General features: G+C 38.0%; 28 protein-coding genes and 1 pseudogene. 4 read left to right on the top strand and 25 right to left on the bottom strand.

All coding sequences use genetic code 11. The annotated features are described in order from the left end of the window. Positions 1 to 49: 49 nt before the first annotated feature. Entirely contained in the window at positions 50 to 472 is a 423-nt protein-coding gene (locus MQE36_RS08925) for a hypothetical protein (RefSeq protein WP_242935633.1), read from the top strand. Between the two features lie 77 nt (positions 473 to 549). Beyond that, the gene (locus MQE36_RS08920; protein ID WP_242935632.1) at positions 550 to 1,176 is read left to right on the top strand and encodes a MarC family protein; all 627 of its coding nucleotides are present in this window, start codon (positions 550 to 552) and stop codon (positions 1,174 to 1,176) included. Positions 1,177 to 1,358: 182 nt separating this feature from the next. On the opposite strand, the gene MQE36_RS08915 is transcribed toward MQE36_RS08920, so the two are convergent. Together MQE36_RS08915 and MQE36_RS08910 are read right to left on the bottom strand one after the other, a co-directional pair. Next, entirely contained in the window at positions 1,359 to 2,300 is a 942-nt protein-coding gene (locus tag MQE36_RS08915) for a hypothetical protein (protein WP_242935631.1), read from the bottom strand. A gap of 9 nt (positions 2,301 to 2,309) precedes the next feature. Further along, entirely contained in the window at positions 2,310 to 3,638 is a 1,329-nt protein-coding gene (locus tag MQE36_RS08910) for an MBOAT family O-acyltransferase (protein ID WP_242935630.1), read from the bottom strand. Between the two features lie 389 nt (positions 3,639 to 4,027). Here MQE36_RS08910 and MQE36_RS08905 point away from each other — a divergent pair, with 389 nt between their 5' ends. Both MQE36_RS08905 and MQE36_RS08900 read left to right on the top strand, forming a co-directional pair. After that, a complete protein-coding gene (locus MQE36_RS08905; RefSeq protein ID WP_242935629.1) occupies positions 4,028 to 5,353 on the top strand; it encodes a glycoside hydrolase family 2 TIM barrel-domain containing protein in 1,326 nt (441 codons plus the stop codon). Positions 5,354 to 5,367: 14 nt separating this feature from the next. Then, entirely contained in the window at positions 5,368 to 9,117 is a 3,750-nt protein-coding gene (locus tag MQE36_RS08900) for a glycosyltransferase (protein ID WP_242935628.1), read from the top strand. Positions 9,118 to 9,269: 152 nt separating this feature from the next. On the opposite strand, the gene MQE36_RS08895 is transcribed toward MQE36_RS08900, so the two are convergent. From MQE36_RS08895 to rplF, 23 genes and pseudogenes are all read right to left on the bottom strand, one after another. Continuing rightward, positions 9,270 to 10,529, bottom strand: a complete 1,260-nt coding sequence (locus MQE36_RS08895) for a sulfate adenylyltransferase subunit 1 (protein ID WP_242935627.1) — start codon at positions 10,527 to 10,529, stop codon at positions 9,270 to 9,272. Beyond that, positions 10,529 to 11,428 carry a sulfate adenylyltransferase subunit CysD gene (gene cysD / locus MQE36_RS08890; RefSeq protein ID WP_242935626.1) on the bottom strand — a complete coding sequence of 300 codons (900 nt, stop codon included), beginning with the start codon at positions 11,426 to 11,428 and terminating at the stop codon, positions 10,529 to 10,531. The genes MQE36_RS08895 and cysD overlap by 1 nt, the downstream gene beginning before the upstream one ends. A gap of 7 nt (positions 11,429 to 11,435) precedes the next feature. Beyond that, positions 11,436 to 12,059, bottom strand: coding sequence for a phosphoadenosine phosphosulfate reductase domain-containing protein (locus MQE36_RS08885; RefSeq protein WP_242935625.1), 624 nt, complete (start codon positions 12,057 to 12,059; stop codon positions 11,436 to 11,438). Between the two features lie 4 nt (positions 12,060 to 12,063). Then, positions 12,064 to 12,342, bottom strand: a complete 279-nt coding sequence (locus MQE36_RS08880) for a DUF2061 domain-containing protein (RefSeq protein ID WP_242935624.1) — start codon at positions 12,340 to 12,342, stop codon at positions 12,064 to 12,066. A gap of 77 nt (positions 12,343 to 12,419) precedes the next feature. After that, positions 12,420 to 12,833 (bottom strand): RrF2 family transcriptional regulator, encoded by a 414-nt coding sequence (locus tag MQE36_RS08875; protein ID WP_242935623.1) that lies wholly within the window; start codon positions 12,831 to 12,833, stop codon positions 12,420 to 12,422. Positions 12,834 to 12,888: 55 nt separating this feature from the next. Beyond that, a complete protein-coding gene (gene ctlX, locus MQE36_RS08870) occupies positions 12,889 to 13,824 on the bottom strand; it encodes a citrulline utilization hydrolase CtlX (RefSeq protein ID WP_242935622.1) in 936 nt (311 codons plus the stop codon). After that, on the bottom strand, positions 13,824 to 14,738 hold the full coding sequence (locus MQE36_RS08865) for a dimethylarginine dimethylaminohydrolase family protein (RefSeq protein WP_242935621.1): 915 nt from the start codon (positions 14,736 to 14,738) through the stop codon (positions 13,824 to 13,826). Before MQE36_RS08865 ends, ctlX begins: the two co-directional genes overlap by 1 nt. An 80-nt stretch (positions 14,739 to 14,818) precedes the next feature. Beyond that, the gene (locus tag MQE36_RS08860) at positions 14,819 to 16,102 is read right to left on the bottom strand and encodes a citrate synthase (protein WP_242935620.1); all 1,284 of its coding nucleotides are present in this window, start codon (positions 16,100 to 16,102) and stop codon (positions 14,819 to 14,821) included. 151 nt (positions 16,103 to 16,253) lie between these two features. Next, positions 16,254 to 17,543, bottom strand: a complete 1,290-nt coding sequence (gene eno, locus MQE36_RS08855; protein ID WP_242935619.1) for a phosphopyruvate hydratase — start codon at positions 17,541 to 17,543, stop codon at positions 16,254 to 16,256. Further along, the gene (gene carA / locus MQE36_RS08850; protein ID WP_242938791.1) at positions 17,540 to 18,661 is read right to left on the bottom strand and encodes a glutamine-hydrolyzing carbamoyl-phosphate synthase small subunit; all 1,122 of its coding nucleotides are present in this window, start codon (positions 18,659 to 18,661) and stop codon (positions 17,540 to 17,542) included. The genes eno and carA overlap by 4 nt, the downstream gene beginning before the upstream one ends. A gap of 96 nt (positions 18,662 to 18,757) precedes the next feature. Then, on the bottom strand, positions 18,758 to 19,267 hold the full coding sequence (gene rplQ, locus MQE36_RS08845; protein ID WP_242938790.1) for a 50S ribosomal protein L17: 510 nt from the start codon (positions 19,265 to 19,267) through the stop codon (positions 18,758 to 18,760). A gap of 65 nt (positions 19,268 to 19,332) precedes the next feature. Then, on the bottom strand, positions 19,333 to 20,325 hold the full coding sequence (locus tag MQE36_RS08840; RefSeq protein WP_242938789.1) for a DNA-directed RNA polymerase subunit alpha: 993 nt from the start codon (positions 20,323 to 20,325) through the stop codon (positions 19,333 to 19,335). Positions 20,326 to 20,346: 21 nt separating this feature from the next. Next, positions 20,347 to 20,952 carry a 30S ribosomal protein S4 gene (rpsD, locus tag MQE36_RS08835; RefSeq protein WP_242938788.1) on the bottom strand — a complete coding sequence of 202 codons (606 nt, stop codon included), beginning with the start codon at positions 20,950 to 20,952 and terminating at the stop codon, positions 20,347 to 20,349. 92 nt (positions 20,953 to 21,044) lie between these two features. Then, positions 21,045 to 21,423: pseudogene (gene rpsK / locus MQE36_RS08830) on the bottom strand (30S ribosomal protein S11). A 103-nt stretch (positions 21,424 to 21,526) separates the two neighbouring features. Continuing rightward, the gene (rpsM, locus tag MQE36_RS08825) at positions 21,527 to 21,901 is read right to left on the bottom strand and encodes a 30S ribosomal protein S13 (RefSeq protein WP_242938787.1); all 375 of its coding nucleotides are present in this window, start codon (positions 21,899 to 21,901) and stop codon (positions 21,527 to 21,529) included. Between the two features lie 2 nt (positions 21,902 to 21,903). Continuing rightward, on the bottom strand, positions 21,904 to 22,020 hold the full coding sequence (gene ykgO, locus MQE36_RS08820; protein ID WP_074978891.1) for a type B 50S ribosomal protein L36: 117 nt from the start codon (positions 22,018 to 22,020) through the stop codon (positions 21,904 to 21,906). A gap of 11 nt (positions 22,021 to 22,031) precedes the next feature. Then, positions 22,032 to 22,247, bottom strand: a complete 216-nt coding sequence (infA, locus tag MQE36_RS08815; RefSeq protein WP_014031991.1) for a translation initiation factor IF-1 — start codon at positions 22,245 to 22,247, stop codon at positions 22,032 to 22,034. A 2-nt stretch (positions 22,248 to 22,249) separates the two neighbouring features. Then, complete coding sequence (secY, locus tag MQE36_RS08810) at positions 22,250 to 23,593, bottom strand: preprotein translocase subunit SecY (protein ID WP_242938786.1); 1,344 nt, start codon at positions 23,591 to 23,593, stop codon at positions 22,250 to 22,252. A gap of 15 nt (positions 23,594 to 23,608) precedes the next feature. After that, positions 23,609 to 24,061, bottom strand: a complete 453-nt coding sequence (rplO, locus tag MQE36_RS08805; RefSeq protein ID WP_242938785.1) for a 50S ribosomal protein L15 — start codon at positions 24,059 to 24,061, stop codon at positions 23,609 to 23,611. A gap of 17 nt (positions 24,062 to 24,078) precedes the next feature. Beyond that, positions 24,079 to 24,258: a 50S ribosomal protein L30 gene (rpmD, locus tag MQE36_RS08800; RefSeq protein WP_242938784.1), complete on the bottom strand. Its 180-nt coding sequence runs from the start codon at positions 24,256 to 24,258 to the stop codon at positions 24,079 to 24,081. Between the two features lie 13 nt (positions 24,259 to 24,271). Then, positions 24,272 to 24,796 (bottom strand): 30S ribosomal protein S5, encoded by a 525-nt coding sequence (rpsE, locus tag MQE36_RS08795; RefSeq protein WP_242938783.1) that lies wholly within the window; start codon positions 24,794 to 24,796, stop codon positions 24,272 to 24,274. Between the two features lie 6 nt (positions 24,797 to 24,802). Further along, positions 24,803 to 25,159 (bottom strand): 50S ribosomal protein L18, encoded by a 357-nt coding sequence (gene rplR / locus MQE36_RS08790; RefSeq protein WP_242938782.1) that lies wholly within the window; start codon positions 25,157 to 25,159, stop codon positions 24,803 to 24,805. Between the two features lie 11 nt (positions 25,160 to 25,170). Beyond that, on the bottom strand, positions 25,171 to 25,713 hold the full coding sequence (gene rplF, locus MQE36_RS08785; RefSeq protein WP_242938781.1) for a 50S ribosomal protein L6: 543 nt from the start codon (positions 25,711 to 25,713) through the stop codon (positions 25,171 to 25,173). Between the last annotated feature and the right edge of the window lie 10 nt (positions 25,714 to 25,723).

The following is a 25,723-nucleotide window of genomic DNA, read 5'->3' as shown; positions in this document are numbered from 1 at the left end:
TTTAACTGATTTGCAATATAAAAAGACTATTTTTAAAAGAAAACCTATCGTGCTTCTGAACGTTTCATACAAGAATTTTAAAGTTACCGAACGAATAAACAACGAAGTCGGGAAACCATTTAACCTGTGGGATCGCCTGAGGTTAAAGGGAACCGGATCGCCAAGACTTCTCATCACTTCGGCCAGTTTACACATTCGGAACTTATTGCTCCTTGATAACAGTCCGAACAATTGTAATATTGAACTGAGACCCAAAGGAATTATCATCAGGTTTAGATCGCTATTGGAAACTTACGCTTTGATTATCCCTTATTACAAGCTCTCTTTATATAAAGGAAATTCTACAGAATATAGTATCCATCGTGATCATTATTTTATAAAAGTAGAATCTAAAACAAACGAAATACATGAATTCATGAGGAAAATACTCAAAAAAAGATCAGACTCATCAAGTCATCTTTTTGATAGCTAAAGTACTTTTTAACAACTTTTTATTAACTCTATTTTAAACTAAAAAAATAAAAATCATTTCATTTTTGCGCAAAAAACATGGAGCTTTTTCTATACATTTTTGCAGCACTGTTTTCGGTTATCAATCCCCTTGGGACCGTACCAATTTTCGTAGGGTTAACCCAGGATGATTCCAGCAATTCTCTTTCCAGAACTGCTTTATGGACCGCAATAAACACATTAATAATTCTCATAATCTCATTTTTTACGGGAAAATATTTACTGTCTTTCTTTGGAATAAGCCTGAACTCCCTGAGAATAGCAGGCGGACTTATAATTACCTCTTCAGGGTTTGCGTTGCTAACCGGAAAATTCACCAAACATAAAGGAATCGACAGTCGTGTAAAAGACGATGCTTTTCACCGAAATGATATTTCTTTAACTCCCCTGGCTATTCCAATGTTAGCCGGTCCCGGATCCATATCGCTACTGATATCATATTATCAGGAATACAATGACGCTATTCAAATAATCACTGCCTTATTAGCGATACTGGCCGTTTGCACTTGTGTCTTCATCATTCTTCGGGCTGCCCATTTTATAGTTAAGTGGTTAGGTGCGTCCGGAATTAATGCCGTATCGAGAATCATTGGTTTTATCGTTATTGCTATAGGTATAGAGTACATCTGCTCTTCCGTTATAGATATTCTGAAGCCCTATCTTTAAAATAGAATGTGCGGCACGAACACCTCTTTTTCCTGATTTCTTTGAGAATACTTTCTTTCTGGAAGGAAACACTCTTATCTCATCTTCTTTTTATCGGTTCGATCGATATTGTAAAGAAAAAGAACACTTAAACGCAGTACGGACACCCCCTGCTTTTTTATCAATTAACGGATAGGAGAGATCTAATTATTCATATAATCTAATATATCTTCTCCCAGTCTTTCGGTAAATCTTTTTGCGCTATCGGCAAATAAATGTGCTCCGTCATAGGTTTTAAACCCTGTTTCCCTGCTATAATTCAAATACGGTACCTGATATTCCTTCGCGACAGAATCCATTTTAAAGTCGAAATCGCCCCAGGATTTGGTTTCAAAATCTATGATATCGGGATCTGCCGGAATCCTTGCCAGAACCACTACCCCTCTCGTCTTCAGGTATTTTATCGTTTCAATAAAATACCTGAATCTGTATTCTGAAACTTCTTGTGTATTTTTAAACATATGATACCCTACCATAATATGATCTTTCTTTTTCTTGATATCCTTATCAAAAACGACCCTGTCCTTATTTCCGTAATTCACTTCCATCCATCCATTTGAATGTACGACCCTGTTATCGTATTCAATAGTTGTAAAAACATTATAAAGTGATTTGGAATAGCAATTAATAATGTAATCATAATTTGGCATCGAATTAAAATTATTAACCTTACCTATTAACATCTTTTTATCCATCTTATAAACATCCTCATCTTTCAAATGTGGCTTTTCCATAAAAACCCCCGGATTGACAGAAAGTACAAATACCCCCCCGCCATGCGTCTCCTTTCTTAATTTCTTTTTAATGGCCTCTAAATAAACCTCCCCATAGGGAGACTGATTTTTCGTGAAAGCGAAATTAACAATCGGACCCTCCAGATTCTTTGAAGATAATTGTCCCTCCAGAATGTCCGGCACTATTCCGTCGTGGGCCCTGGATATACCCAGTATAAGTCCACCGGCTTCTTGTGTAAACTTATAATAATAATCGTCGACCTGTTTATAAGAGAGCCTGTCAACAAAAAATAGGTAAGTCACAATCAACGTTAAACCCAATATTCCCGTCTTAAAAAGAAATCCTTTCATAACATATGGTTAAAATTGAAAATAAATAAACCTGTTCTGCCTGTTGATCGCAAAGAGCACAATAATAAATACATACCCAAAATACATGGCCCATCTGGTATATTTCGGTCTGTTCAATACCAGTTCATATATTTTATCGTTTCCTTTTTTATAATGTATGATCTGTACGAGAACGATCAAACTGAAACTCAGTATCAATTCAAAAGTATTGTTAAACAGATCAAAATTCAGGGCTGTAATTTTTCTCATATTATTAATGTAATAGAGCGCCCACATTATGTTGGGTGATCTAAAGAATATAAGTGTAAAGATCAAATACCCGATAACTGTCACACACCCCAGAACTGCTATACTCCTTCTGCTTAACCTTAGTTTTTCAAATATCCTCATCCGCATTTTTTGAGTAGCCGCCTCTACCAATAAAAGAACCGCATTTAATAAGCTCCAGACAACAAAGGTCCAGTTTGCCCCGTGCCAAAGGCCATTGGCAAAAAACACAATAAGAACGGCTGTAATTTTTGTTACCCGTTTACTCTCAACCATCGGCTTATACATATAGTCTTTCATCCACAGCATCAACGATATATGCCATCTTCTCCAAAATTCCATTGATGTGGTCGAAAAATTCGGCCTGTTAAAATTTTGCATCAGGTCTACCCCAATTACTTTTGCCGCCCCGATGGCTATTGAAGTATATGCAGAAAAATCATAATAGATCTGAAAACCAAAAAATATACTGCCGACTATCAGAGGCAAACCTTTGTGAAGGGTCGGCCTGGCAAATGCTTCATCGACATAAACCCCTAACCTGTCAGCTACCACGAGTTTTAAAAAAAAACCCCAGGCCATCATCACTATACCTTTTTTTACATTATCCAGATCAAAGTTTACTTTCTTCTTTAACTGTGGAAGAAGCCTGTTTGCTCTCTCAATGGGGCCTGCCACCAATTGAGGAAAGAAAGAAACGTATAAAGCATACTTTCCAAAATGCTTTTCCGGCTCTATCTTGCGCCTGTATACATCTATAGAATAGCTCATCGTCTGAAAGGTATAAAAGCTAATCCCTACGGGTAATAATATCTGGTTGAAACTATATTTATTGATCCGCACAGAAGATTCTACATCCATCCCCAACAGGTTAAAAAACCAAAATGTAGTGTCCAGAAAAAAATTAAAGTACTTAAAAGTAAAAAGCAATCCGAGATTAAATATGATACTGATGATAAGATATACTTTCCTTTTCTTTTTTAAAACTTCCCTATGCATCATCAGCGCACAATAATAATCTACAACTGTTGAAAGGAAAAGCAACAGTGCCAACCCGGGTTGAGATGACATATAAAAATAGTAACTGGCCAACAAAAGCAGCCCCCACCTATACTTATGTTCAATAACATAGAATAGTATGGCTACAATAGGAAAGAAAAAAAGAAATTCAAACGAGTTGAACAGCATAGCTCTTTATAATTTGTAAGGTCATTTACTTGCTCAATTAAATTTATTCATTTACAGCAGTTTAAAGGATTTATGATGGTTGAATAGCTAAAAAAAAGGTATCAGATACATTTTCGCCCTAAGAAACAGCTGTCAGAAACCTCATGACACTCCCTGACCAACCCCGGTTGTTCTTAATCGAATTTTTCAATTAATTTACCTATTAACATCTGAATAGCAGATATTTATATATACCTTTAAAAGATACCCCATTCCTTACAAAACAATTGAGTATGAAAAAAAACGGATTGAGTATACTATTGATACTCGTCATAATCTCTTTTTCTTATAAATACTTTTTTTATGAAAAGAAGAATGGAAACAGGGATCATCAGACTGTTTATATTAAATATGAAGACAACGGTGGGTACCAACTCATTAGGAACAACTCTCCGTTTATCATTAAAGGCGCATCCGGAAATAAAAATTTAGAAGAATTAGCCGCTATAGGGGGAAACACCATCAGAGTATACGACACGGTCAACCTCGGGGATTTTTTAGATAAAGCACATCGATTAAACCTGGCTGTCATTGTTGATATTCCGATTCCAAGATATCATAAAAGCTATAATATATATCAAAACAAAGAATATTGTTCCAACCTTAAAAAAGAAGTAAAGAAGCTGGTCATCAGGCACAAGGATCATCCGGCTCTCTTACTTTGGAACTTAGGAAATGAAGTTGAATACCCTTTTATATTCGGCAACCGCGATTTTATCGACACATTCAACGATCTTATAAAAATAATACACACCGAAGATACTAATCATCCGGTCAGTACTACAATTCCGTCAGTCACAAAGAAACAGGTACTCAGTATTATGTTCAATTCCCCTGATCTGGACCTGATTGGTTTTAACATCTTTGTTGCTATCAAAAGACTGGATAAAGACCTTGACCAGATATCCTTAATTAAAAAACCTTTGCCCTATTATATCAGTGAATGGGGATATGACGGGCCCTGGGCTACAAAAAATACGGCATGGGATGCCCCGATCGAACAAAGCAGTAATGAAAAAACAGAACAGTTAATTTCCAGATATCGCCTGCTACAACAAAAAACCGACAATCGGTGTCTCGGATCTCTGATCTTCTACTGGGGCAGCAAACAGGAACGCACTCATACCTGGTTTAGCATCTTTTCAGAAGAAGGGCACCCGTCTGAAATGGTTTCCACCATTTCCGGGTTATGGAACGACACTCTCTCTTCTAACCCCGGGATAAATATTAAACAACTAACCATAGCAGATAAAGAATCTTCAGAAAGCCTGATTTTAAAACCCGGAATACCGGAAGAAATCGCTCTTTCTTATACGACCGGTCTAAATAAAATAGACTCCGTTAAATGGGAGTTATATAGAGAGGGCTGGTATTACAAAAGATGGGATATTGAAGAAAAACCATTGAAAATTGACGGTTCTGTAATCATTAAAGATGCCTCTTCGGCTATATTAAGAACCCCTCTGAAAGAAGGACCATACAGATTATTTGCATACTTGTACAGTAATAATTGCTTTGCTACCATAAATTATCCTTTTTATGTAGCTGACATTAAATAACCCTTCCTTACATTATGACAACTCCATCAAGAAAAAAAAAGAACACTATAAAGCTCATGATTGTTATAGGCCTGATTACTGTGGTCAATTTCTTTTATCGGTTTTTAGACAGTGACCAAAGAGGAAATGAGCTTTTGTTCTGGTTACTCTTTGCTTCATTTGCAATGCAAGCTTTCGGCATACTGTATATGTGGTATCATTACTGGAACCTTTCCATACCAAGGATAAAAAAAACTTCTAAAAAATATACCGTAGATGTATTAACGACTTATTTTCCCGGCGAACCCTACGAAATGACCACCAAAACCCTTCTGGCTATGAAAAACATCAAATACCCCCATACAACATATCTCTGCGATGAAGCGAATGATCCGTTTCTAAAGCAATTCTGTCGGGAAAATGACATTGTGCATGTTAGCAGAAACAATAGGATAGATGCCAAAGCAGGGAATATCAATAATGCACTCAAACAGGCTACAGGAGAACTATGTGTTATCCTTGATCCGGATCATGTACCGGTTCCTGAAATGCTGGATGAAGTAATTGCTTATTTTGATGATGAAAAAATTGGTTACGTACAAAGTGTACAAGCATACTACAATCAAAGCGAATCTCTTGTAGCAAAAGGGGCCGCAGAACAGACTTATCTTTTTTACGGCCCGATGATGATGTGTATGAACTCGTATGGAACCGTTAATGCGATAGGCGCGAATTGTATTTTCAGAAGGGAAGCTCTTGACTCTATTGGCGGTCATGCAGCCGGTCTCTGCGAAGATATGCATACGGCCATGCAATTACACGCTAAAAAGTGGACCTCGATTTACCATCCGAAGATATTAACCAAAGGCCTGGTGCCTGCTTCTTTAACAGCCTACTACAAACAGCAGTTAAAATGGTCCAGAGGATGTTTTGAACTCTTGATAACTTCTTATCCGAAACTTTTCAGGCATTTGTCCCTTAGGCAAAAAATCCACTATGGGCTCATTCCCTTTCATTACTTATTGGGGTTTGTGTTTCTTTTGAATTTTCTCATTCCCATCATCTCGTTAATTACGGCTAAATCTCCATGGAGCGGAAACATCATGAATTTTAGCTTTATGCTTCTGCCTTTGTTGATGAGCATTGTTTGTATTCATCTTTATATCCAGCAATGGTTGATCGAGAAAAAGGAAAAAGGGCTTCACCTTACCGGAGGTTTATTATTATGTTGTACCTGGTGGGTTCTCATTATAGGAACATTATACACTTTTATCCGTAAAAAGGTTCCGTACCTGCCAACACCCAAGGAAGGTAAGGACAAAACCAGCTTCCTATTGGTCGTACCCAATCTGGTCATAGCCTTTATTTCCATAGCGGCTATAGTTTATGGCCTGGTCATAGACCTTACGCCTTTTTCAATTTTCATGGCCTGCTTTTGCCTGTTCAATACACTTTGTATGCTTTACACCCTGTTTTTTGCTTATGGGAAATTTAAATCCGTATCCTTTATCCCTGAAAGTCAGACTTCGAAAAGAGAGACCAAAAAAATTAAAACTTTTAGTACCCTGCAAAAATTAGCATTCCCCGTTTTGGCCTTAACCCTGTTAAGTTGTTCTTATTTACAATACCGCAACAATTTTATAAAATGGGATGGAGCTGAAAGACCGATGCAGCAAAAAAACGTTATAAATTATTTCGGGATTTTTTCTCCGGCTAAAAACGACGGGATTTCAAGTATTAGAAATATTGTTTCTATTGAAGAAGACAACCATGTAAACTTTGATATTATTTCTTTATATCTGGCCTGGAATAAAGACCAGGCTATTACCTTTCCATACCGGGTACTGGATTCAATATACAAAAGCCAATCCATTCCTATGATTACATGGGAGCCCTGGCTGAACGACTTTCAACTTCCGGACACGGAAAACAAACACGTTATCAAAGAAATAAACAAAGGCAGGTTTGATCAGTTTATTATAGAGTTTGCCCGGATACTCCGCAATTACGATCGCCCTGTGTTCTTAAGGTTTGCCCATGAATTTGACAACCCCGGTTACCCGTGGTATTCGAAAGATAGGAACGCCCCGGATGAATTTAAAAAAGCCTGGGTACATACTTATAATTTATTTAAGAACGAAAAGGCCAATAATGTAATATGGATATGGAATCCGTGGAAAGCAAAGAATATTTCAGCATTTTACCCGGGAAAATCCTATGTAGATTGGATCGGGGTCAATATTTTAGACTATGGGCCGCAACAATCAGATTCTTCATGGCTTAATTTCAATGAGCTATACGCACCCTACCACAAAGAACTGAGAAAATTACCAAATACTCCTGTTATCATATCTGAGTTAGGAACATTGAAAAAGGGGAATGAGCAAACTAAATGGATCAATGAAGCACATCATAGCATTGCAGTTAAATACAATGAAATAAAATCTGCTATCTTATTCGATAGCAATCAGGATAAGAATCTTCCAAAAAAGAACAACTCTGTTGAGAAAATAGACTGGAAAATAATGCACCATGAAATATTAAGAAACTGGTTTTCAAACAGAAAAGCACCTGGTTATGTATTTAACAAATTGAAGAGTCGTAATTCGGACACCCCTCTATTCAAAAAAAACGATCCCTTTAGAAAGCAAGCTATTAGGGGTGTTAATATAAAAAAAGGGCATCGATGGTACCGGGATTATCATGTTCTCAGCCGGGAAAATATTTTAAAAGACCTCAAGGGAATAAAACAACTCAACATGAATACCGTCAGATACATAAGTTCTGACATTTACGACTACAATATTTTAAACATTACCAGGGAAGAACGTTTTAATGTAGCCTATAGTTTCTGGATTCCTTCGAACATTGACTTTATCAATGACACCGTTCAGACAAAAGAACTTTCAGCACATATTACGGATAAGGTATCGCAACACCGGGATCAACAGCATATTATTAGCTGGAACTTTCAGAATGACGTGCTTACGGATCTTAAAAACTACTATCATAAACCGGAATTATTGTTTCAACAGATTGCATTTTTAAAATGGCTGGGAGCACTATCCCAAAAGATAAAAGAAGAAGATCCCGCCAGACCTCTGCTTATAGATATGGAAATTACTGAAGAAAGTATCTATTTCAGTGAACTCATAAAAAAATATGCTCCTGATATTAATACTTTAGGCTTATTGGTAAACTCAGACACCAAACAGCTTGATCACTTTGAAAAATACGCTCGTAAACACCACATCAACTATATCTATAATGAAATTGATGTAGCATCCCTCCTGAAGTTAAACCCAAAAGAATCTTATTTTATTGAAAATTGGCAAGATCAGCATGAAAGCAACAAATTATCTTTTGACGGCTTAATAGACAGAAAAGGAAGGTACAAAAGAAATTATTATAGCTTACTGAATGTCTCAGGAAGATCTCCTGAAAACCTCTGGACCTCTACTCCCGGAATACTAAAACCTTCTGTTCTCATATTCGAGGGTGAAAGTATAGCTTTCAGAGCTATGCTGTACTCCAAAGAAGAGGGATGGTTTATTCCGGAAAAGGACAGTGATATCACATTTGAATGGTCGTTGGTAAAATGCGACTCTTCTGGAAATTTACTGGCTGTCAAAGACCTGGGAACCGGAAGAAGTATTACCCTTGAGGTTCCGGAAAACCATGATAATTACCGCATTTGTTTAACATCCGTTAAAAACGGAATTGTAGATATTACTTTTGAACCCCTGAACACCCCCTTACTGGAAGGAGAAATGCTGGCTTATTAATCCGAAGGATACTTCACATCATCTTTTCAGGCTAAGCGCAGTTGAAATCATTGATAATCAACTGCGCTCAGTTTTCTACAGCTATGTCATCCAGCTTCAAAAAACAGCTGTTTATTTCGGTAATGTCCGAAACGACATAACATAATGCCTGTTTACAATTCGCTGGTCCGTTCTACAAAACCTACTCCAACGGTATTATTTGTTTGAGGGTCGATCACTATAAAAGCTCCGTTTGCCTTATTCTCTGAGTAAACATCTAAAAATAACGGTTGGGACAATTTAAACGAAACCCTCGAAATATCATTCAGCTTCAACTCGGAAGCATCAACTTTAAGCGATGGCTTTTCCGGCGGAACCACATAATGTATTTGCTGTAATTTAGCCTGTACCGTACGGCTTCCTGCCTGCAATATATATCTCCCTCCAAAAATGCCTTTTTGTTCATTTAGCCATACCAAAGTTGCCTCTAGTGACCTTTCTCCTGAAGGAAGCTCTCCCGGCAATGCTAAAACCGTTCCCCTGCTGGCATCTATATCATCATTTAAACTGATGGTCACTGATTCGCCGGCGTGGGCTTCACTAAATGTCTGGTCGTATTTCCTGATTTCCTTGATAGCAGATCTATTCCCGGAGGGAAGTACCACTACCTCATCTCCTTTTTTTATTGATCCGCTCGATATCTTCCCTGCATACCCTCTGAAATCAATGAACTCATCATTCTGCACATGCAATACGTTTTGTACTTCGAACCTAAACGGTTTCTGTACTTCTTCAACTGATGAGATGTCGTGAAGAACCTCATTTAATGTAGGTCCCTGATACCATGAAGTTTCCCCTGAAGGATACACTACATTATCCCCTTTCAATGAGCTGATGGGAATAATCTCTATTGTTGGTTTACTATCTTCAAACTGTTCCGTCATCGCTTTAATCTCTGAAGCAATTTTCAGAAAAACATCTTCATTATAATCAACCAGATCCATTTTATTTACACAAAAAACCACGGTGTGCAAGCGGAGTAACTGGCTGATGAAGTAATGTCTATAACTTTGCTCCAGAAGACCTTTCCTGGCATCAATCAAGATGATGGATGCTTCTGCATTAGAGGCCCCGGTAACCATGTTCCTTGTATACTCAACATGACCCGGGCTGTCAGCTATAATAAACTTTCTGCTCTGTGTAGAGAAATAAATGTGAGCTACATCGATGGTAATGCCTTGTTCGCGCTCTGCAATAAGACCGTCAGTGATCACGGAAAAATCCAGATCCTGCAATCCTTTTTCGACTGTCTTTTTCTCTATAAGTTCTTCTTGTTCTTTGGTTAGTGCGTTATTGTCATACAGTAAACGACCGATCAGGGTACTTTTACCATCATCTACACTACCGGCTGTGCTTATTCTTAATAAATCCATTAGAAATACCCTCCTTTCTTTCTTAGTTCTAAAGCTGATTCGCTTCGTTTATCATCTATTCTTGCTCCCCTTTCACTACTCTTGGAAGCCTTATTTTCCTTAATAACTGTTTCAATAGTATCAGCTGTTGACGGAACGGCAGCTGTACAGGTCATATCCCCGACGGTTCTGAAACGTACCGTTTTATCTATAATCTCATCGGATTCAACAATATTCAAATAATCTGAATATGCCAAATAGGCTCCGTCTCTTTTTACCATTTTCCGATCGTGTGCAAAGTATATGCTTGGCAATTCAAGATTTTCTCTTTGGATATAATTCCATACATCTTCTTCTGTCCAGTTACTGATCGGAAAAGCCCTGACATTTTCACCAAAATTGATCTTTCCGTTTAAGATCTGGAATAATTCCGGGCGTTGCATTTTAGCATCCCATTGTCCGAAATCATCACGAACAGAGAAGATCCTTTCCTTGGCCCTGCTTTTTTCTTCATCCCTGCGGGCGCCACCCAAACATGCATCAAAACCCAGTTCCTCTATGGCATCCAGCAAAGTTACCGTTTGTAAAGAGTTTCGGCTCGCATACTTACCGGTTTCCTCTTTTACCTTATTTTGGTCGATTGAGTCCTGTACGTAGCGTACGATCAACTCAACGCCTAGTTCTTCCATCAATCTATCCCGAAATTCGATAGTTTCAGGAAAATTATGTCCTGTATCAATATGTAAAAATGGAAAAGGGATCTTGGCCGGGTAAAATGCCTTTTTGGCCAAATGTGCCATGGTGATCGAATCTTTTCCCCCCGAGAATAATAAAACCGGCTTTTGAAATTGCGCGGCCACTTCCCTGATAATGTATATACTTTCTTCTTCTAAAGTCTGTAAATGTTTTTGCACCGACATAAGCTTTCTAGTTTTTAGTAGTTGTTACATGTAACCCACATTCTCTATTTGCATGTACTTTGGTTGGATCAAAGTATTTAAATTCATTTTCCAACTGATGTTCTTCCATATACACATCCAACTCGTTATCAGACCAGTGATAAAAGGGACTTACTTTTAGCACCCCGTCAATTCCCAGCGATACTATATCTAATGAATCCCTGAGTGCTGTTTGTCCTTTACGCAAATTGGTAAACCATACATCAGGCTTATGATGCTTCATAGCTCTCTGAAAAGGTTCTAATTTTACCTGTCTTGTAAAAACATCATGCAACGACGAATCTACATCAGGAATTCCCATTATAGCGTCTCTGTATGCTGCTGTTTGCTTAGGCACGTACAGGTCTATGTTCAGCTTTAACTGCCGTATGATTTTTTCTGCGTGTTTATAGGTCTGGGGTGTGTTATAACCGGTATCACACCAAATAACATCTATAGCCGGTTTCACATGGGTAACAGCATAAAGAATAGCCGCCTCATAAGGCCTGAAATTGGTTGTTACCACAGGCTTTTCAGCAAAATTAATCGCCCAAGCAACTATCTCTGCCGGCGATTTATCTCTTAACTCCTCATTTATTCTTTTTATATCCATAGACTCAATCTTTTGTAATTTTGTTCCAGGCCCTTTCATGGAAATAGTACAATATCATTTTTGAAACAACTTCTATACTCCCTATACCCAGGGCTACAGTAAAACTTCCTGTTAATATATAAGAGATAATCATTGTATCTATAGTTCCTATAACCCGCCAAGAAATCGTCTTTAATATCGATATCTTATGGTTGGATCCCTTTACCAGCAGTTTAGGCGACTTAAGGCTTTCTTCTTCCTTATTTACACCTGCTTTATACGACCGAATTATCTCTGTAATCATAACTTAACTAACAAATCTGGGGTCAAATATACTAATACTCTATCGAATTAGTAGACTAATGATTTAAATTTTTTTAATTAATTTGTTAAATCCGCCAGGGTTTTGTTCTCCAGCACTCTCAGGGTATTGTCTCTAACCTCCACCATTACACGGTTTAGCGAACATTCCTGTTCAGTTCTACAGTCCTCACATTTTTCATAAAAATTCAGGCTAACGCAAGGCAGCATTGCAATCGGTCCTTCCAAGACCCTCATCAATGCGGCTACAGTAATGTCTTTAGGTTCTTTCAGCAAGTAATACCCTCCTCCTTTTCCTTTCTTGGAACCCAAAAAACCACTGTTTTTTAGCTGCAAGAGAATCATTTCCAAAAACTTTTTCGAAATATTTTCCTCTTCAGCTATTTCAGCTATTAAAATAGGCGTCCGTCCATCGCCTTTCTTAGCCATATAAGTCAACGCCTTTAGTCCGTATTTGGTTTTTTTAGAGAGCATTTAAATTTAATATCTGCAGCAATATATTCATTTATAAAATTACGATACCAATATACTATTTTTTTGGTAAAAAAACTTCTGCCATCATACAACGGGCACTCCCTCCTCCACATGTTTCTATAGTCTGCAATGAACTATATATTATCTTACAGTGTTTTTCGATCTTGGCTGTTTGTTGCGCGGTTAAAGAATTATAAGCCGTTTCACTCATTACCAGATAAGCTGTGTTACCTGCCCCTCTTACCTGAAGCATGTTGCCTGCAAACTGTTGCATCTGCTCTTCAGTAATGTCTATGATTTCTTTACCATCTTCCTTCAGGTGCTTTACTACATTTTTACGCTCCTTTTTATCATCTATCGTATCTAGGCAAATAATAGCGAAGGTTTCTGCCAATGCCATCATCACATTGGTATGATAGATAGGCAACCGTTCTTCTTTAACCGTTTGATTGGCTGTGAAGATCACAGGAGTATATTCAAAATCTTCACAGAACTCTATCACTAAATCTTCATCAGCTCTCGGAGACAATGCACAATAAGCTTTCCTGTTGACCCGATCTAATATAAGGCTACCTGTACCCTCTAAAAAGACACCTTCATCTTCAGCACTTGTATAATCAACCACATTGTCGATTATAAAGCCTTTTGCTTCCAATTGCTCTAAAACATCTTCCCTCCGCTCTAATCTTCGGTTCTCAGCAAACATTGGATATACAGCGACTGTTCCTTCCTGGTGAAATGATATCCAGTTATTCGGAAATATCGAATCAGGAGTATCGGGTTCCACTGTATCATCTACAACTATTACATTCACTCCAACCGAGACCAGCTTTTGGACGAATGCATCAAATTCTTCTTGTGCTTTACGGTTTATAGTCTCGTTTTGTAACTTCAATTCGGCCTGAAAATAATTGTTAACTGCCGTTTGTTCGTTCATCCGAAAATTAACCGGACGAATCATCAGTATGGTATCTGTAATTTGTTGTTGCATCAGCCTCTGATTAATGGTAAAGTTGAACATCTTAAAAGACCTTCCTGTTTTGCTATCTCTGCATAGGGAATGTCTTCCACAATAAATCCCTGCTCACGAAGCCAGGTATTCAATCGGATAAAATTGTGCTCCGAGACCACTACATTGGTATCTATAGAAAAAACATTACTGTTCATATTATACATTTCATCCCGGGTGATATGAAATAAGTTTTCTTTCCCAAACAGGTTCACTAAATATTTATAATCTTCCGGATTTCTAAACCCGCCTTCATATATGATTCCTTTGTCTTCCCCGACCGGTTGAAAACAACAATCCAGATGCAAGGCATTATCCCGGGCTTCTGTTTTGGATTTAACCAGATCAAACTCTTTTACAATCTTATCGGGAAAAAGTTGTTTTAAAAATTCTACTCCCTGTATATTGGTTCTTGCCGTAATATGATCAGGATAATCACTTCCTTTATAGGTTCCTACAAAGATATGATTGCCCCATAACATAACGTCGCCACCTTCTATATGTACATCTTCCGGTGGTTTCACGACTTTCGACGGCTCAACCTGATCTATAACATATTGAATCGCATCAAGTTCTTTTTCCCTGTCCGGAAGAATATTTGATTTAACAAAGACGTCGTCAATCACAAAAGCTATATCCCTGGAAAATATTTGATTACAATTCTCAAGAACCTCAGGTCTGTACACTTTAACATCGTATTTCTCAAAAACTCTGGCAAATGCATCCATTTCTTTGATCATATCAGGTTCTATCGGGTAGGTACCTGCCAGTATGTGCTCCAGTGATTTAGGATCATAAGCTTCTTCTGCTGTCGGGGTAGGCCCGTTATTTTCAGCAGTGCCTAAAACAACAGCACGAAGCCTCGAAGTTTCATCTTTTACATTAAGTTTCAACATATAGCTTTTAGTGTTTGAGCAAATATAAAAAAAGCTTCATTGTTTAATGAAGCTTTTTTTATGAATATTCGGCACGCTGTTTAACGCTTGTCAATATCTAAAAATGATCTTAAGTTTTCACCGATATATACCTGTCTGGGTCTTCCGATCGGCTCTTTTCTCAGGCGCATTTCTCTCCACTGGGCTATCCATCCCGGTAAACGCCCTAAAGCAAACATTACAGTAAACATCTCGGTAGGAATCCCTAAAGCCCTGTAAATAATTCCGGAATAAAAATCCACATTAGGATATAACTTTCTGTCTACAAAATACTGGTCCTCCAAAGCTTCTTTTTCAAGTCCCTTGGCAATATCCAATACCGGGTCTTCGATTCCCAATTCAGCCAGCACTTCATCAGCTGCTTTCTTAATAATTCTGGCTCGCGGATCGAAATTTTTGTAGACTCTGTGTCCGAATCCCATCAAGCGGAAAGGATCATTCTTGTCCTTAGCTTTGGCCATGTACTTTTTTGTATCTCCTCCGTCGGCTTTAATTCCTTCAAGCATTTCAATCACCGCCTGGTTAGCTCCTCCGTGAAGCGGCCCCCAAAGTGCAGAAATACCTGCTGATAAAGAAGCAAACAAACCTGCATGTGATGAACCAACTATCCTAACGGTTGAAGTAGAGCAATTCTGCTCATGATCTCCATGCAAGATCAGCAACTTATCTAATGCATTGATTATGACCGGATTCTTTTTGTATTCTTTGTTCGGCTTCTTGAACATCATTTTAACAATGTTCTCTACATAGCCAAGAGAATCATCGCCATATTCCAATGGCAATCCTTCTTTCTTTCTGTGTGCCCAGGCAACGAGCACCGGAAATTTAGCTAATATCTTACAAATTGCCTTGTACATATCTTCTTCAGACGATACATTTACCGAAGAAGGGTTAAATGCAACCAAAGCACTTGTCAATGAAGATAAAACCCCCATCGGGTGAGCAGACTGAGGAAAACCGTCGAGAATTTTCTTCATATCCTCTGCTACGATAGACTGAGCTTTTATATCTTCATGAAATTTATGTAATTGTTCTTTGTTTGGAAGCTCTCCAAAAATCAATAAATAACAAACCTCCAGGAAATCTGCCTTTTCGGCAAGATCTTCAATAGAGTAACCTCTATAACGCAATATACCTTGCTCTCCGTCAAGATAGGTTATTGCACTTTCGCAAGAACCTGTGTTCTTGTAACCAGGATCGATAGTAATAATTCCTGATTGCGCACGCAACGACTTGATGTCTATTGCCAATTCGTTTTCAGTACCTTTAACTACAGGGAATTCATATTTTTTTCCATCATATTCTAAAGTAGCTGTGTCTGACATATGTTAAGTAGAATTTTAATTTTTTGTAAGTGTTGCGAATTTACAAAATTAAGTGTTAATAAAGGGTTAAGTTCATTACTATTCCTTATAATGGTATAAAAAAAGCGGATGCTTTAATAACATCCGCTTTTTTTGTATTTAAAACATTCAATTATTTTATTTTGAAAGCCTTATCCTGAGGATAATAGGCTACTGAACCAAGCTCCTCTTCAATACGTAACAATTGATTGTATTTTGCCATTCTGTCGCTACGAGACGCTGATCCGGTTTTGATCTGCCCTGTATTAAGCGCTACTGCTAAATCAGCAATGGTGTTATCTTCAGTCTCTCCTGAACGGTGAGACATTACTGACGTATAACCTGCATTCTTGGCCATATTAACCGCCGCAATTGTTTCTGTAAGCGTTCCAATCTGGTTTACTTTAATAAGAATTGAGTTTGCAATTCCGTTCTCGATACCTCTTGATAATCTTTCAACATTGGTAACAAAAAGATCATCGCCAACCAACTGAACTTTATCACCTATTTTATCTGTAAGTGCCTTCCATCCATCCCAGTCATTTTCATCCATGCCATCTTCTATAGAAACGATAGGATATTTGGCACAAAGGTCTGCCAAATATTGCGCCTGCTCTTCTGATGATCTGACAGCTCCTTTATCGCCTTCAAACTTAGTGTAATCGTATTTGCCATCGACATAGAACTCGGCAGAAGCGCAATCAAGAGCGATCATTACTTCATCGCCCATTTTATACCCTGCTTTTTCAACAGCCTTGGTAATAGTATCCAGAGCATCTTCCGTACCATCCAAGGTAGGGGCAAAACCTCCTTCATCTCCTACTGCCGTGCTAAGATTTCTGTCGTGAAGCACCTTCTTAAGGTTATGGAAAATCTCTGTTCCCATTTGCATGGCATGAGTAAAGCTCTTCGCCTTAACAGGCATCACCATGAACTCCTGAAAAGCTATCGGAGCATCTGAATGCGAACCACCGTTAATAATGTTCATCATCGGTACCGGGAGTGTATTAGCACTTACCCCTCCAACATAACGATATAAAGGCATTCCTAACTCGTTTGCTGCCGCTTTTGCTACAGCCAGAGAAACCCCAAGAATGGCATTAGCTCCTAATTTAGATTTATTGGGCGTACCGTCAAGCGCTATCATTGTCTGGTCTATCAGGTTTTGCTCAAATACCGACATACCAACCAATTCTTCAGCTATAGCATCATTTACATTCTTAACAGCTTGTAAAACACCTTTCCCCATGTACTCATTTCCTCCGTCTCGTAGTTCAACGGCCTCATGCTCACCGGTTGATGCCCCGGAGGGTACTGCTGCCCTGCCTAATATTCCATTTTCTGTTACTACATCAACCTCTACCGTAGGGTTTCCTCTTGAATCTAGTATCTGACGTGCATGCACGTTTATTATTATACTCATACTGTTTCTAATTTTTGGTGTTTTATATTATCTATAAATTGGTCAAACAAATACGTGGCATCATTAGGTCCGGGACCCGCTTCAGGATGGTATTGTACCGAAAAAGCATTTTTATTTTTAATCTTGATTCCCATAACGGTATCATCATTTAAATGTGTATGGGTGATCTCGATATCAGCATTTGCTTCAGCTTCTTCCCTGCTAATGGCAAAACCGTGATTTTGAGATGTTATTTCTCCTTTTCCAGTCTCGTGGTTCATCACCGGATGGTTAATCCCCCTGTGTCCGTGGTGCATCTTAAAAGTAGAAATCCCCTGGGATAATGAAAGGATCTGATGCCCTAAACATATTCCGAAGAACGGCTCTCCGCTATCGACAATATCCTTAGCTAATTGAATTGCCGAATCCAAAGGTTCAGGATCTCCTGGACCATTAGAAAAGAAATACCCGTCAGGATTCCACGATTGCAGATCTTCCAATGTCGCATTATAAGGATACACTTTAATATAACAATCTCTCCTGGCAAGATTTCTCAGAATATTGGTTTTTATTCCGAAATCCACAGCTGCTATTTTATACGTTGCGTTCTCATCTCCGTAAAAATAAGGTGCTTCTGTCGATACTTTTGAGGCAAGTTCAAGACCTTTCATACTCGGCACTTTTGCCAGCTTCTCTTTTAGGCCTTCGATATCATCAACCTCGGTAGATATCACCGCATTCATAGCGCCATTATCTCTGATATAACTGACAAGTGCCCTGGTATCTACATCAGAAATGGCAAAAAGGCTGTTCTTATTTAAAAAGTTTTCTAACGAATCATCTGCTAAAGCACGTGATGGCACATAGCTGAAATTTTTACAAATCAATCCAGCTATTTTTACAGAGTCAGACTCCATATCTTCTTCATATACGCCATAGTTACCAATGTGGGCATTCGTAGTAACCATTAATTGACCAAAATAAGAAGGATCTGTAAAGATCTCCTGATATCCTGTCATTCCGGTATTAAAACATACTTCCCCAAAGGCTGTATTTTCTTTATCGCCTACGGCTTTACCATAAAAAATGGTACCATCTTCTAAAAGGATAAGTGCTTTTCTCTTTTCCTGGTACTTCATCTAACAATTTGTTTTTAAAAGTTTAGCAAAAATAATATAAAAAAAAAGGATAAACGAAAACGTTTACCCTTTTAATATGATTGTTCACATTAATCATTATTCTTGTGAAGTTTCTTTAGTATCAGTATTCTCCTGATTCGGAGCTTCTTCAACTTCAGCAGAAACCTTCTTACTTCTTCCTCTACGGGTAGATTTCTTCTTAGTAGCTTTTTCAGTCGTATAAGTTTCATTGAAATCTACGAACTCTATCATAGCCATATCAGCATTATCCCCTAAACGATTTCCTAGTTTAATGATTCTAGTGTAACCACCCGGACGATCTCCTACTTTAACACCTACTTCTTTAAAAAGCTCATTAACCGCTTGCTTGTCTCTTAAATAACTGAAAGCTACACGCATGTTATGGTTTCTTTTGTCAGTCTCAGTGTTGTTACTAGGCTTTGCCTTAGTAACCAATGGCTCGATAAATACTTTTAAAGCTTTAGCTTTAGCCAGGGTAGTGTTAATACGCTTGTGCTCGATCAAAGAGCTGGCCATATTAGCAAACATTGCTTTTCTGTGCGCTGTCTTTCTACCTAAATGATTAAATTTCTTTCCGTGTCTCATGACATTTACTTTTAACCTTCATCTTGCTTCAATCCGCCATGGGTGGAGCGCAAATTATGCAGGTGTTAATCTTTATCTAATTTATACTTTGCCAAATCCATACCGAAGCTCAATCCCTTGTTATTAACAAGCTCTTCAAGTTCAGTTAATGACTTCTTACCAAAGTTTCTGAATTTCATTAAGTCGTTCTTATTAAATGCAACCAAATCACCCAACGTATCTACTTCTGCAGCTTTTAAACAATTTAAAGCACGTACTGAAAGATCTAGATCTACCAATTTGGTTTTTAGCAACTGTCTCATGTGAAGCGACTCTTCGTCATATGTTTCAGTCTGAGCTATTTCATCAGCTTCAAGCGTTATACGCTCATCAGAGAACAACATGAAGTGATGGATTAAGATCTTAGCAGCTTCTGTTAAGGCATCTTTTGGATGTATCGAACCGTCTGAAACAATTTCAAAAACTAATTTTTCATAGTCAGTCTTTTGTTCTACACGATAGTTCTCAATACTATACTTAACGTTCTTGATCGGAGTATAGATAGCATCAGTAAAGATTGTTCCAAGAGGCGCATTCGCTTTCTTATTTTCTTCAGCTGGCACATACCCTCTACCCTTTTCAACAGCAATTTCCATATTGATGTTTACTTTTGGGTCTAGGTTACAGATAACTAAATCTGGATTTAACACCTGGAAGCCTGAAATAAACTTTTGGAAATCTCCAGCAGTAATTTGTTCTTTGCCTGTTACAGAGATTGAAACTGTTTCGTTATCGATATCATCTATTTGTCTCTTAAAACGAACTTGTTTTAGGTTCAAGATGATCTCGGTAACATCTTCAACTACACCTTCAATAGTAGAGAACTCATGTTCTACGCTATCTATTCTAACTGATGTAATTGCAAAACCCTCCAGAGAGGACAATAGAACTCTTCGTAGTGCGTTGCCCACTGTCAATCCATAACCAGGTTCCAAAGGTCGGAATTCGAACTTCCCTTCGAAATCGGTTGAATCGATCATTATTACTTTGTCGGGCTTTTGAAAATTTAGTATTGCCATAGTACGACTGCTGTCTAATTATTATTTAGAGTATAACTCGACGATTAATTGTTCTTTGATGTTTTCCGGAATTTGAATACGCTCCGGCACTGCTACAAACGTTCCTTCTTTCTTTTCATTGTTCCAGGTAATCCACTCGTAAACGCTTGAATTAGCAGCCAATGAATTCTCTATAGCCTCTAAAGACTTAGACTTCTCTCTTACTCCGACAACATCTCCTGCTTTTAATTGGTAAGAAGAAATGTTTACAATATTACCGTTTACAGTAACATGACGGTGAGAAACCAATTGACGTGCTGCTCTTCTTGATGGGGCGATACCCATTCTGTATACAACATTATCTAAACGAGATTCACATAACTGTAGTAATACCTCACCGGTAACACCTTTACTACTGTTTGCTTTTTTGTATATGTTTCTGAACTGACGCTCTAAGATACCGTAAGTATACTTAGCTTTTTGCTTCTCCATTAACTGGATCGCATATTCAGACTTTTTACCTCTACGTCTAGAGTTTCCGTGTTGTCCCGGAGGATAATTTCTTTTTTCAAAAGATTTATCATCACCAAATATAGCTTCTCCGAATTTACGGGCTATTTTAGTTTTTGGTCCTGTGTATCTTGCCATTTCTTATTGGTTATTAAGAAGGATTTTGATTATGAATTAAGGCAATCCTTCGATAATCATAGATTAAAATCCTCTAATTTAAAATAAATTTATTAAACTCTTCTTCTTTTTGGAGGACGACATCCATTGTGTGGTAATGGAGTTACATCGATAATCTCAGTAACTTCAATTCCTTCATTATGGATGGTTCTGATTGCAGACTCTCTTCCTGAACCAGGACCCTTAACGTAAACTTTTACTTTTCTTAGTCCTGCTTCCTGAGCAACTTTGGCTGCATCTTCTGCAGCAACCTGAGCAGCATAAGGAGTGTTCTTTTTAGAACCTCTGAATCCTGCTTCACCTACTGCTTCTACCTTTCTTGTTCGTTAAAGAAATAATGATATTATTAAAAGTTGCTGACATGTGTGCTTCACCTACTGCTTCTACAACTACATTGCGCTTTTTTGCAGCTTTTGTATTTGACTTTGCCATATTATTCTAGTTTCTAGTTGTTAGCTTTTAGTTGTTAGAATCCTAAACATTTCTATTTCAAGCAGATTCATCTAACTTCTAAATTCTAATGACTAATGTCTAATTATTTAGTTGCTTTTTTCTTGTTAGCAACAGTTTTTCTCTTCCCTTTTCTAGTTCTAGAGTTGTTCTTGGTTCTTTGCCCCCTTAAAGGCAAACCATTTCTGTGACGGATACCTCTGTAGCATCCGATATCCATTAAACGTTTGATGTTTAACTGAACTTCAGATCGTAACTCTCCTTCGATTTTGAAACCTCCTACAGCCTCACGTATTCTGGCGATCTCATCGTCAGTCCACTCTGATACTTTAGTGTCTTCATTAACTTGAGCTTGAGATAAAACCTCTTTAGCTCTGCTTTTACCAACTCCGAAGATGTATGTTAATCCGATTACACCTCTTTTATTCTTTGGTAAATCTACCCCTGCGATTCTTGCCATAACTATCCTTGTCTTTGTTTAAATCTAGGATTCTTTTTATTAATTACGTACAATCTCCCCTTACGACGCACAATTTTGCACTCGGGACTTCTTTTCTTTAGTGATGCTCTTACTTTCATCTAACTAATCTTTAATATCTGTATGTTATTCTTGCTTTAGTCAGGTCGTATGGACTCATTTCGAGTTTTACTTTATCTCCCGGCAATAATTTAATGTAATGCATTCGCATCTTGCCGGAGATATGTGCAGTTACCACATGACCATTTTCAAGTTCTACTCTGAACATTGCATTAGACAATGCCTCGATTATAGTCCCATCTTGTTCTATTGCTGGTTGTTTTGCCATAATTAAGCTACAACTTTTCTGTTTTTACCGGTTTTCATTAATCCATCATAATGTCTGTTCAACAAGTATGAATTTACTTGCTGCATGGTATCGATTGCAACTCCTACCATAATCAACAATGATGTACCTCCGTAAAACAATGCCCAACCTTGCTGGATACCCACGATCTTAACGACAACTGCAGGTAATACTGCAATAATAGCCAGGAACAATGATCCAGGGAAGGTAATTAATGACATTATCTTGTCTAAAAGATCGCCAGTTTCTTTACCTGGACGTGTGCCCGGGATAAAACCGCCACTTCTTTTAAGATCATCAGCCATTTTATTTGTTGGTACCGTAATAGCCGTGTAAAAGAACGTAAACACTATGATTAATAATGCAAATACCAAGTTGTACCAAAATCCGAAAATATCACCGAAAGCTGCTTTAACTGATTGTGCAGTTTCAGAATCGGACAAACTTGCTAAAGCACTTGGAACGAACATAATGGCCTGAGCAAAGATAATCGGCATTACCCCTGAAGCATTAAGCTTAAGGGGAATGAACTGTCTTGCTCCCATTACATTCTTCTCATATCCTCCAGTTGCAGTTCTTCTTGCATATTGTACTGGTATCTGACGTGTAGCCATGACAAGCATAATACATGCAAGAATTACCACAAACCAAATAATTACTTCTATAAGAATCAGCATCAAACCACCATTATTTTCTGATACTCTAGATGCAAATTCCTGAGCAAACGACTGGGGAAGACGGGCAATGATACCTATCATAATCAATAATGATATACCATTACCTATACCCTTGTCAGTAATTTTTTCTCCAAGCCACATAGCAAATATGGTACCTGTAACCAATATAATTACAGATGGAATTATGAAATCTAAACCTTTACCTAGTATAAATGCACTATCGGGAACTCCCAGAGCTCCCAATCCGTATAGGTAAGCCGGCGCCTGAACAATACAAATCCCGATTGTTAACCAACGGGTAATCTGATTTATTGTCCTTCTTCCGCTTTCACCTTCCTTTTGCAGTTTTTGCAGATAAGGAATTGCTATTCCCATCAATTGAACCACAATTGAAGCAGAGATGTAAGGCATAATTCCCAACGCAAAAACAGAAGCTTTGGCAAAAGCCCCTCCTGTAAATGCGTCTAATATACCTAATAAACCAGTACTGGTCTTGCTATCTAATGCTGCCAATTGATCGCCATCAACACCTGGTAAGATCACATGCGCTCCGAAACGGTAAACCAACAATAAACCTAATGTCAGGATGATTCTGTTTCTGAGTTCGTCAATCTTCCAAATGTTGCTTAAAGTATCAAAAAATTTCTTCATGGTAAAATGGTTGGTTTATAGGTTTACTGCTTCTCCTCCTGCTGCCTCTATGGCCGCCTTTGCACTAGCAGTAAATTTGTGAACTGTAACTGTTAATTTAGTTTTAAGCTCACCGCCACCTAATATTTTTACTAGATCTCTTTTATTAACTAAGCCGTTGTTCACCAAAACATCCATATCAATGGTATCCGTAACAACTCCTTTATCAACTAACTCCTGTAATCTTTTCAAATTGATCCCTACGTATTCTTTTCTGTTAAAGTTGGTAAAACCGAACTTAGGAACACGTCTTTGAAGTGGCATCTGACCACCTTCAAAACCAATTTTCTTAGAATAACCAGAACGAGATTTAGCTCCTTTATGACCTCTAGTAGCGGTTCCTCCTTTTCCGGAACCTTGTCCTCGACCTACTCTTTTGCCTTCTCTATGTACTGAACCTTTAGCAGGTTGTAAGTTACTTAAACTCATAACTACTGTTGTTATTTTTAAGCTTCTTCTACAGAAACCAAGTGTTTAACTTTGTTGATCATACCAAGGATGTTTGGCGTAGTATCATGCTCTACCACCTGACCTATTCTTTTAAGTCCAAGAGCTTCTAACGTTCTCTTTTGATCCTGAGGACGTTTGATTTGGCTTTTTACTTGTGTAACTTTTATCTTTCCCATGGTAATCCTTGATTTATCCTTTAAATACTTTTTCCAGAGATATGCCTCTTTGAGCAGCTACTGTTTTCGCATCTCTTAATTGTAATAAAGCGTCAAAAGTAGCTTTAACAACGTTATGAGGGTTTGAAGAACCTTGAGACTTAGATAATACATCGTGTATTCCTACAGCTTCAAGTACCGCACGCACAGCACCACCGGCAATAACCCCGGTACCGTGTGAAGCTGGCTGAAGATATACTCTAGCACCACTGTATTTTCCTTTTTGCTCATGAGGTAATGTACCTTTACTCAACGGGATACGAACCAAGTTTTTCTTAGCATCTTCAACGGCTTTGGAAATAGCGTCGGCAACCTCTTTAGATTTACCTAAACCATGACCAACAACGCCATTTTCGTCACCTACTACAACAATAGCAGAAAAACCAAAAGCTCTACCACCTTTAGTAACTTTTGTAACTCTTTGCACACCTACCAAACGATCTTTTAATTCAAGTCCGCCCGGCTTCACTGTTTCTACGTTTTTATAATTCTGATACATGTTTTCTTAGAATTTGAGTCCTGCTTCTCTAGCGCCTTCTGCTAATGATTTTACTCTACCGTGGTATAAATACCCCCCTCTATCAAAAGAAATGGTATCGATACCTGCTTTAAGAGCTTTCTCAGCTATTGCCTTACCTACAAGCTTAGCAATTTCGCTTTTAGTTCCTTCAGCAGAACTAATTTCTTTGTCTCTTGAAGATGCTGCAGCTATGGTAACACCGTTAGTGTCATCGATAAGCTGTACATAAATCTCCTTATTACTTCTAAAAACAGACAATCTTGGTCTAGCCTCTGATCCGCTAACCACTTTTCTGATTCTGTTTTTAATTCTCTGTCTTCTTTCAGTCTTTGTTAATGCCATAACGCTAATTATTAAGCTGATTTACCTGCTTTTCTTCTAATTTGTTCACCTACAAACTTAATACCTTTACCTTTATAAGGTTCTGGCTTACGGAACGAGCGAATTTTAGCAGCTATCTGGCCAACTAATTGCTTATCGTGTGAAGTAAGTTTCACAATAGGGTTCTTCCCTTTTTCAGAAATAGTTTCTACTTTAACTTCAGGTGCTAACTCTAAAACGATGTTGTGAGAAAAACCGACAGCTAAGTCTAATTTCTGGCCTTGGTTGCTGGCTCTGTAACCAACCCCTACTAACTCCAACTCTTTAGTAAATCCTTGAGAAACACCTTCCACCATGTTGTTTAACAACGCTCTGTAAAGACCGTGTTTAGAACGAACATCTTTAGAATCGCCTAATCTCTCAAGTATTAATTGTCCTTCTTCTTGCTTAACTGTAATGTCTTTAACTTCTTGAGTTAATTCGCCCATCTTACCTTTAACGGTGATCACACCGTTATCGATAGTTACAGTCACTCCGTCAGGGATGTTAATTGGACTTTTTCCTATTCTTGACATTTCTTCTTGT

The organism is Zhouia spongiae, from assembly GCF_022760175.1.
Taxonomy (GTDB): Bacteria; Bacteroidota; Bacteroidia; order Flavobacteriales; family Flavobacteriaceae; genus Zhouia; species Zhouia spongiae.
This window is presented reverse-complemented; position numbering and strand designations above follow the sequence as displayed.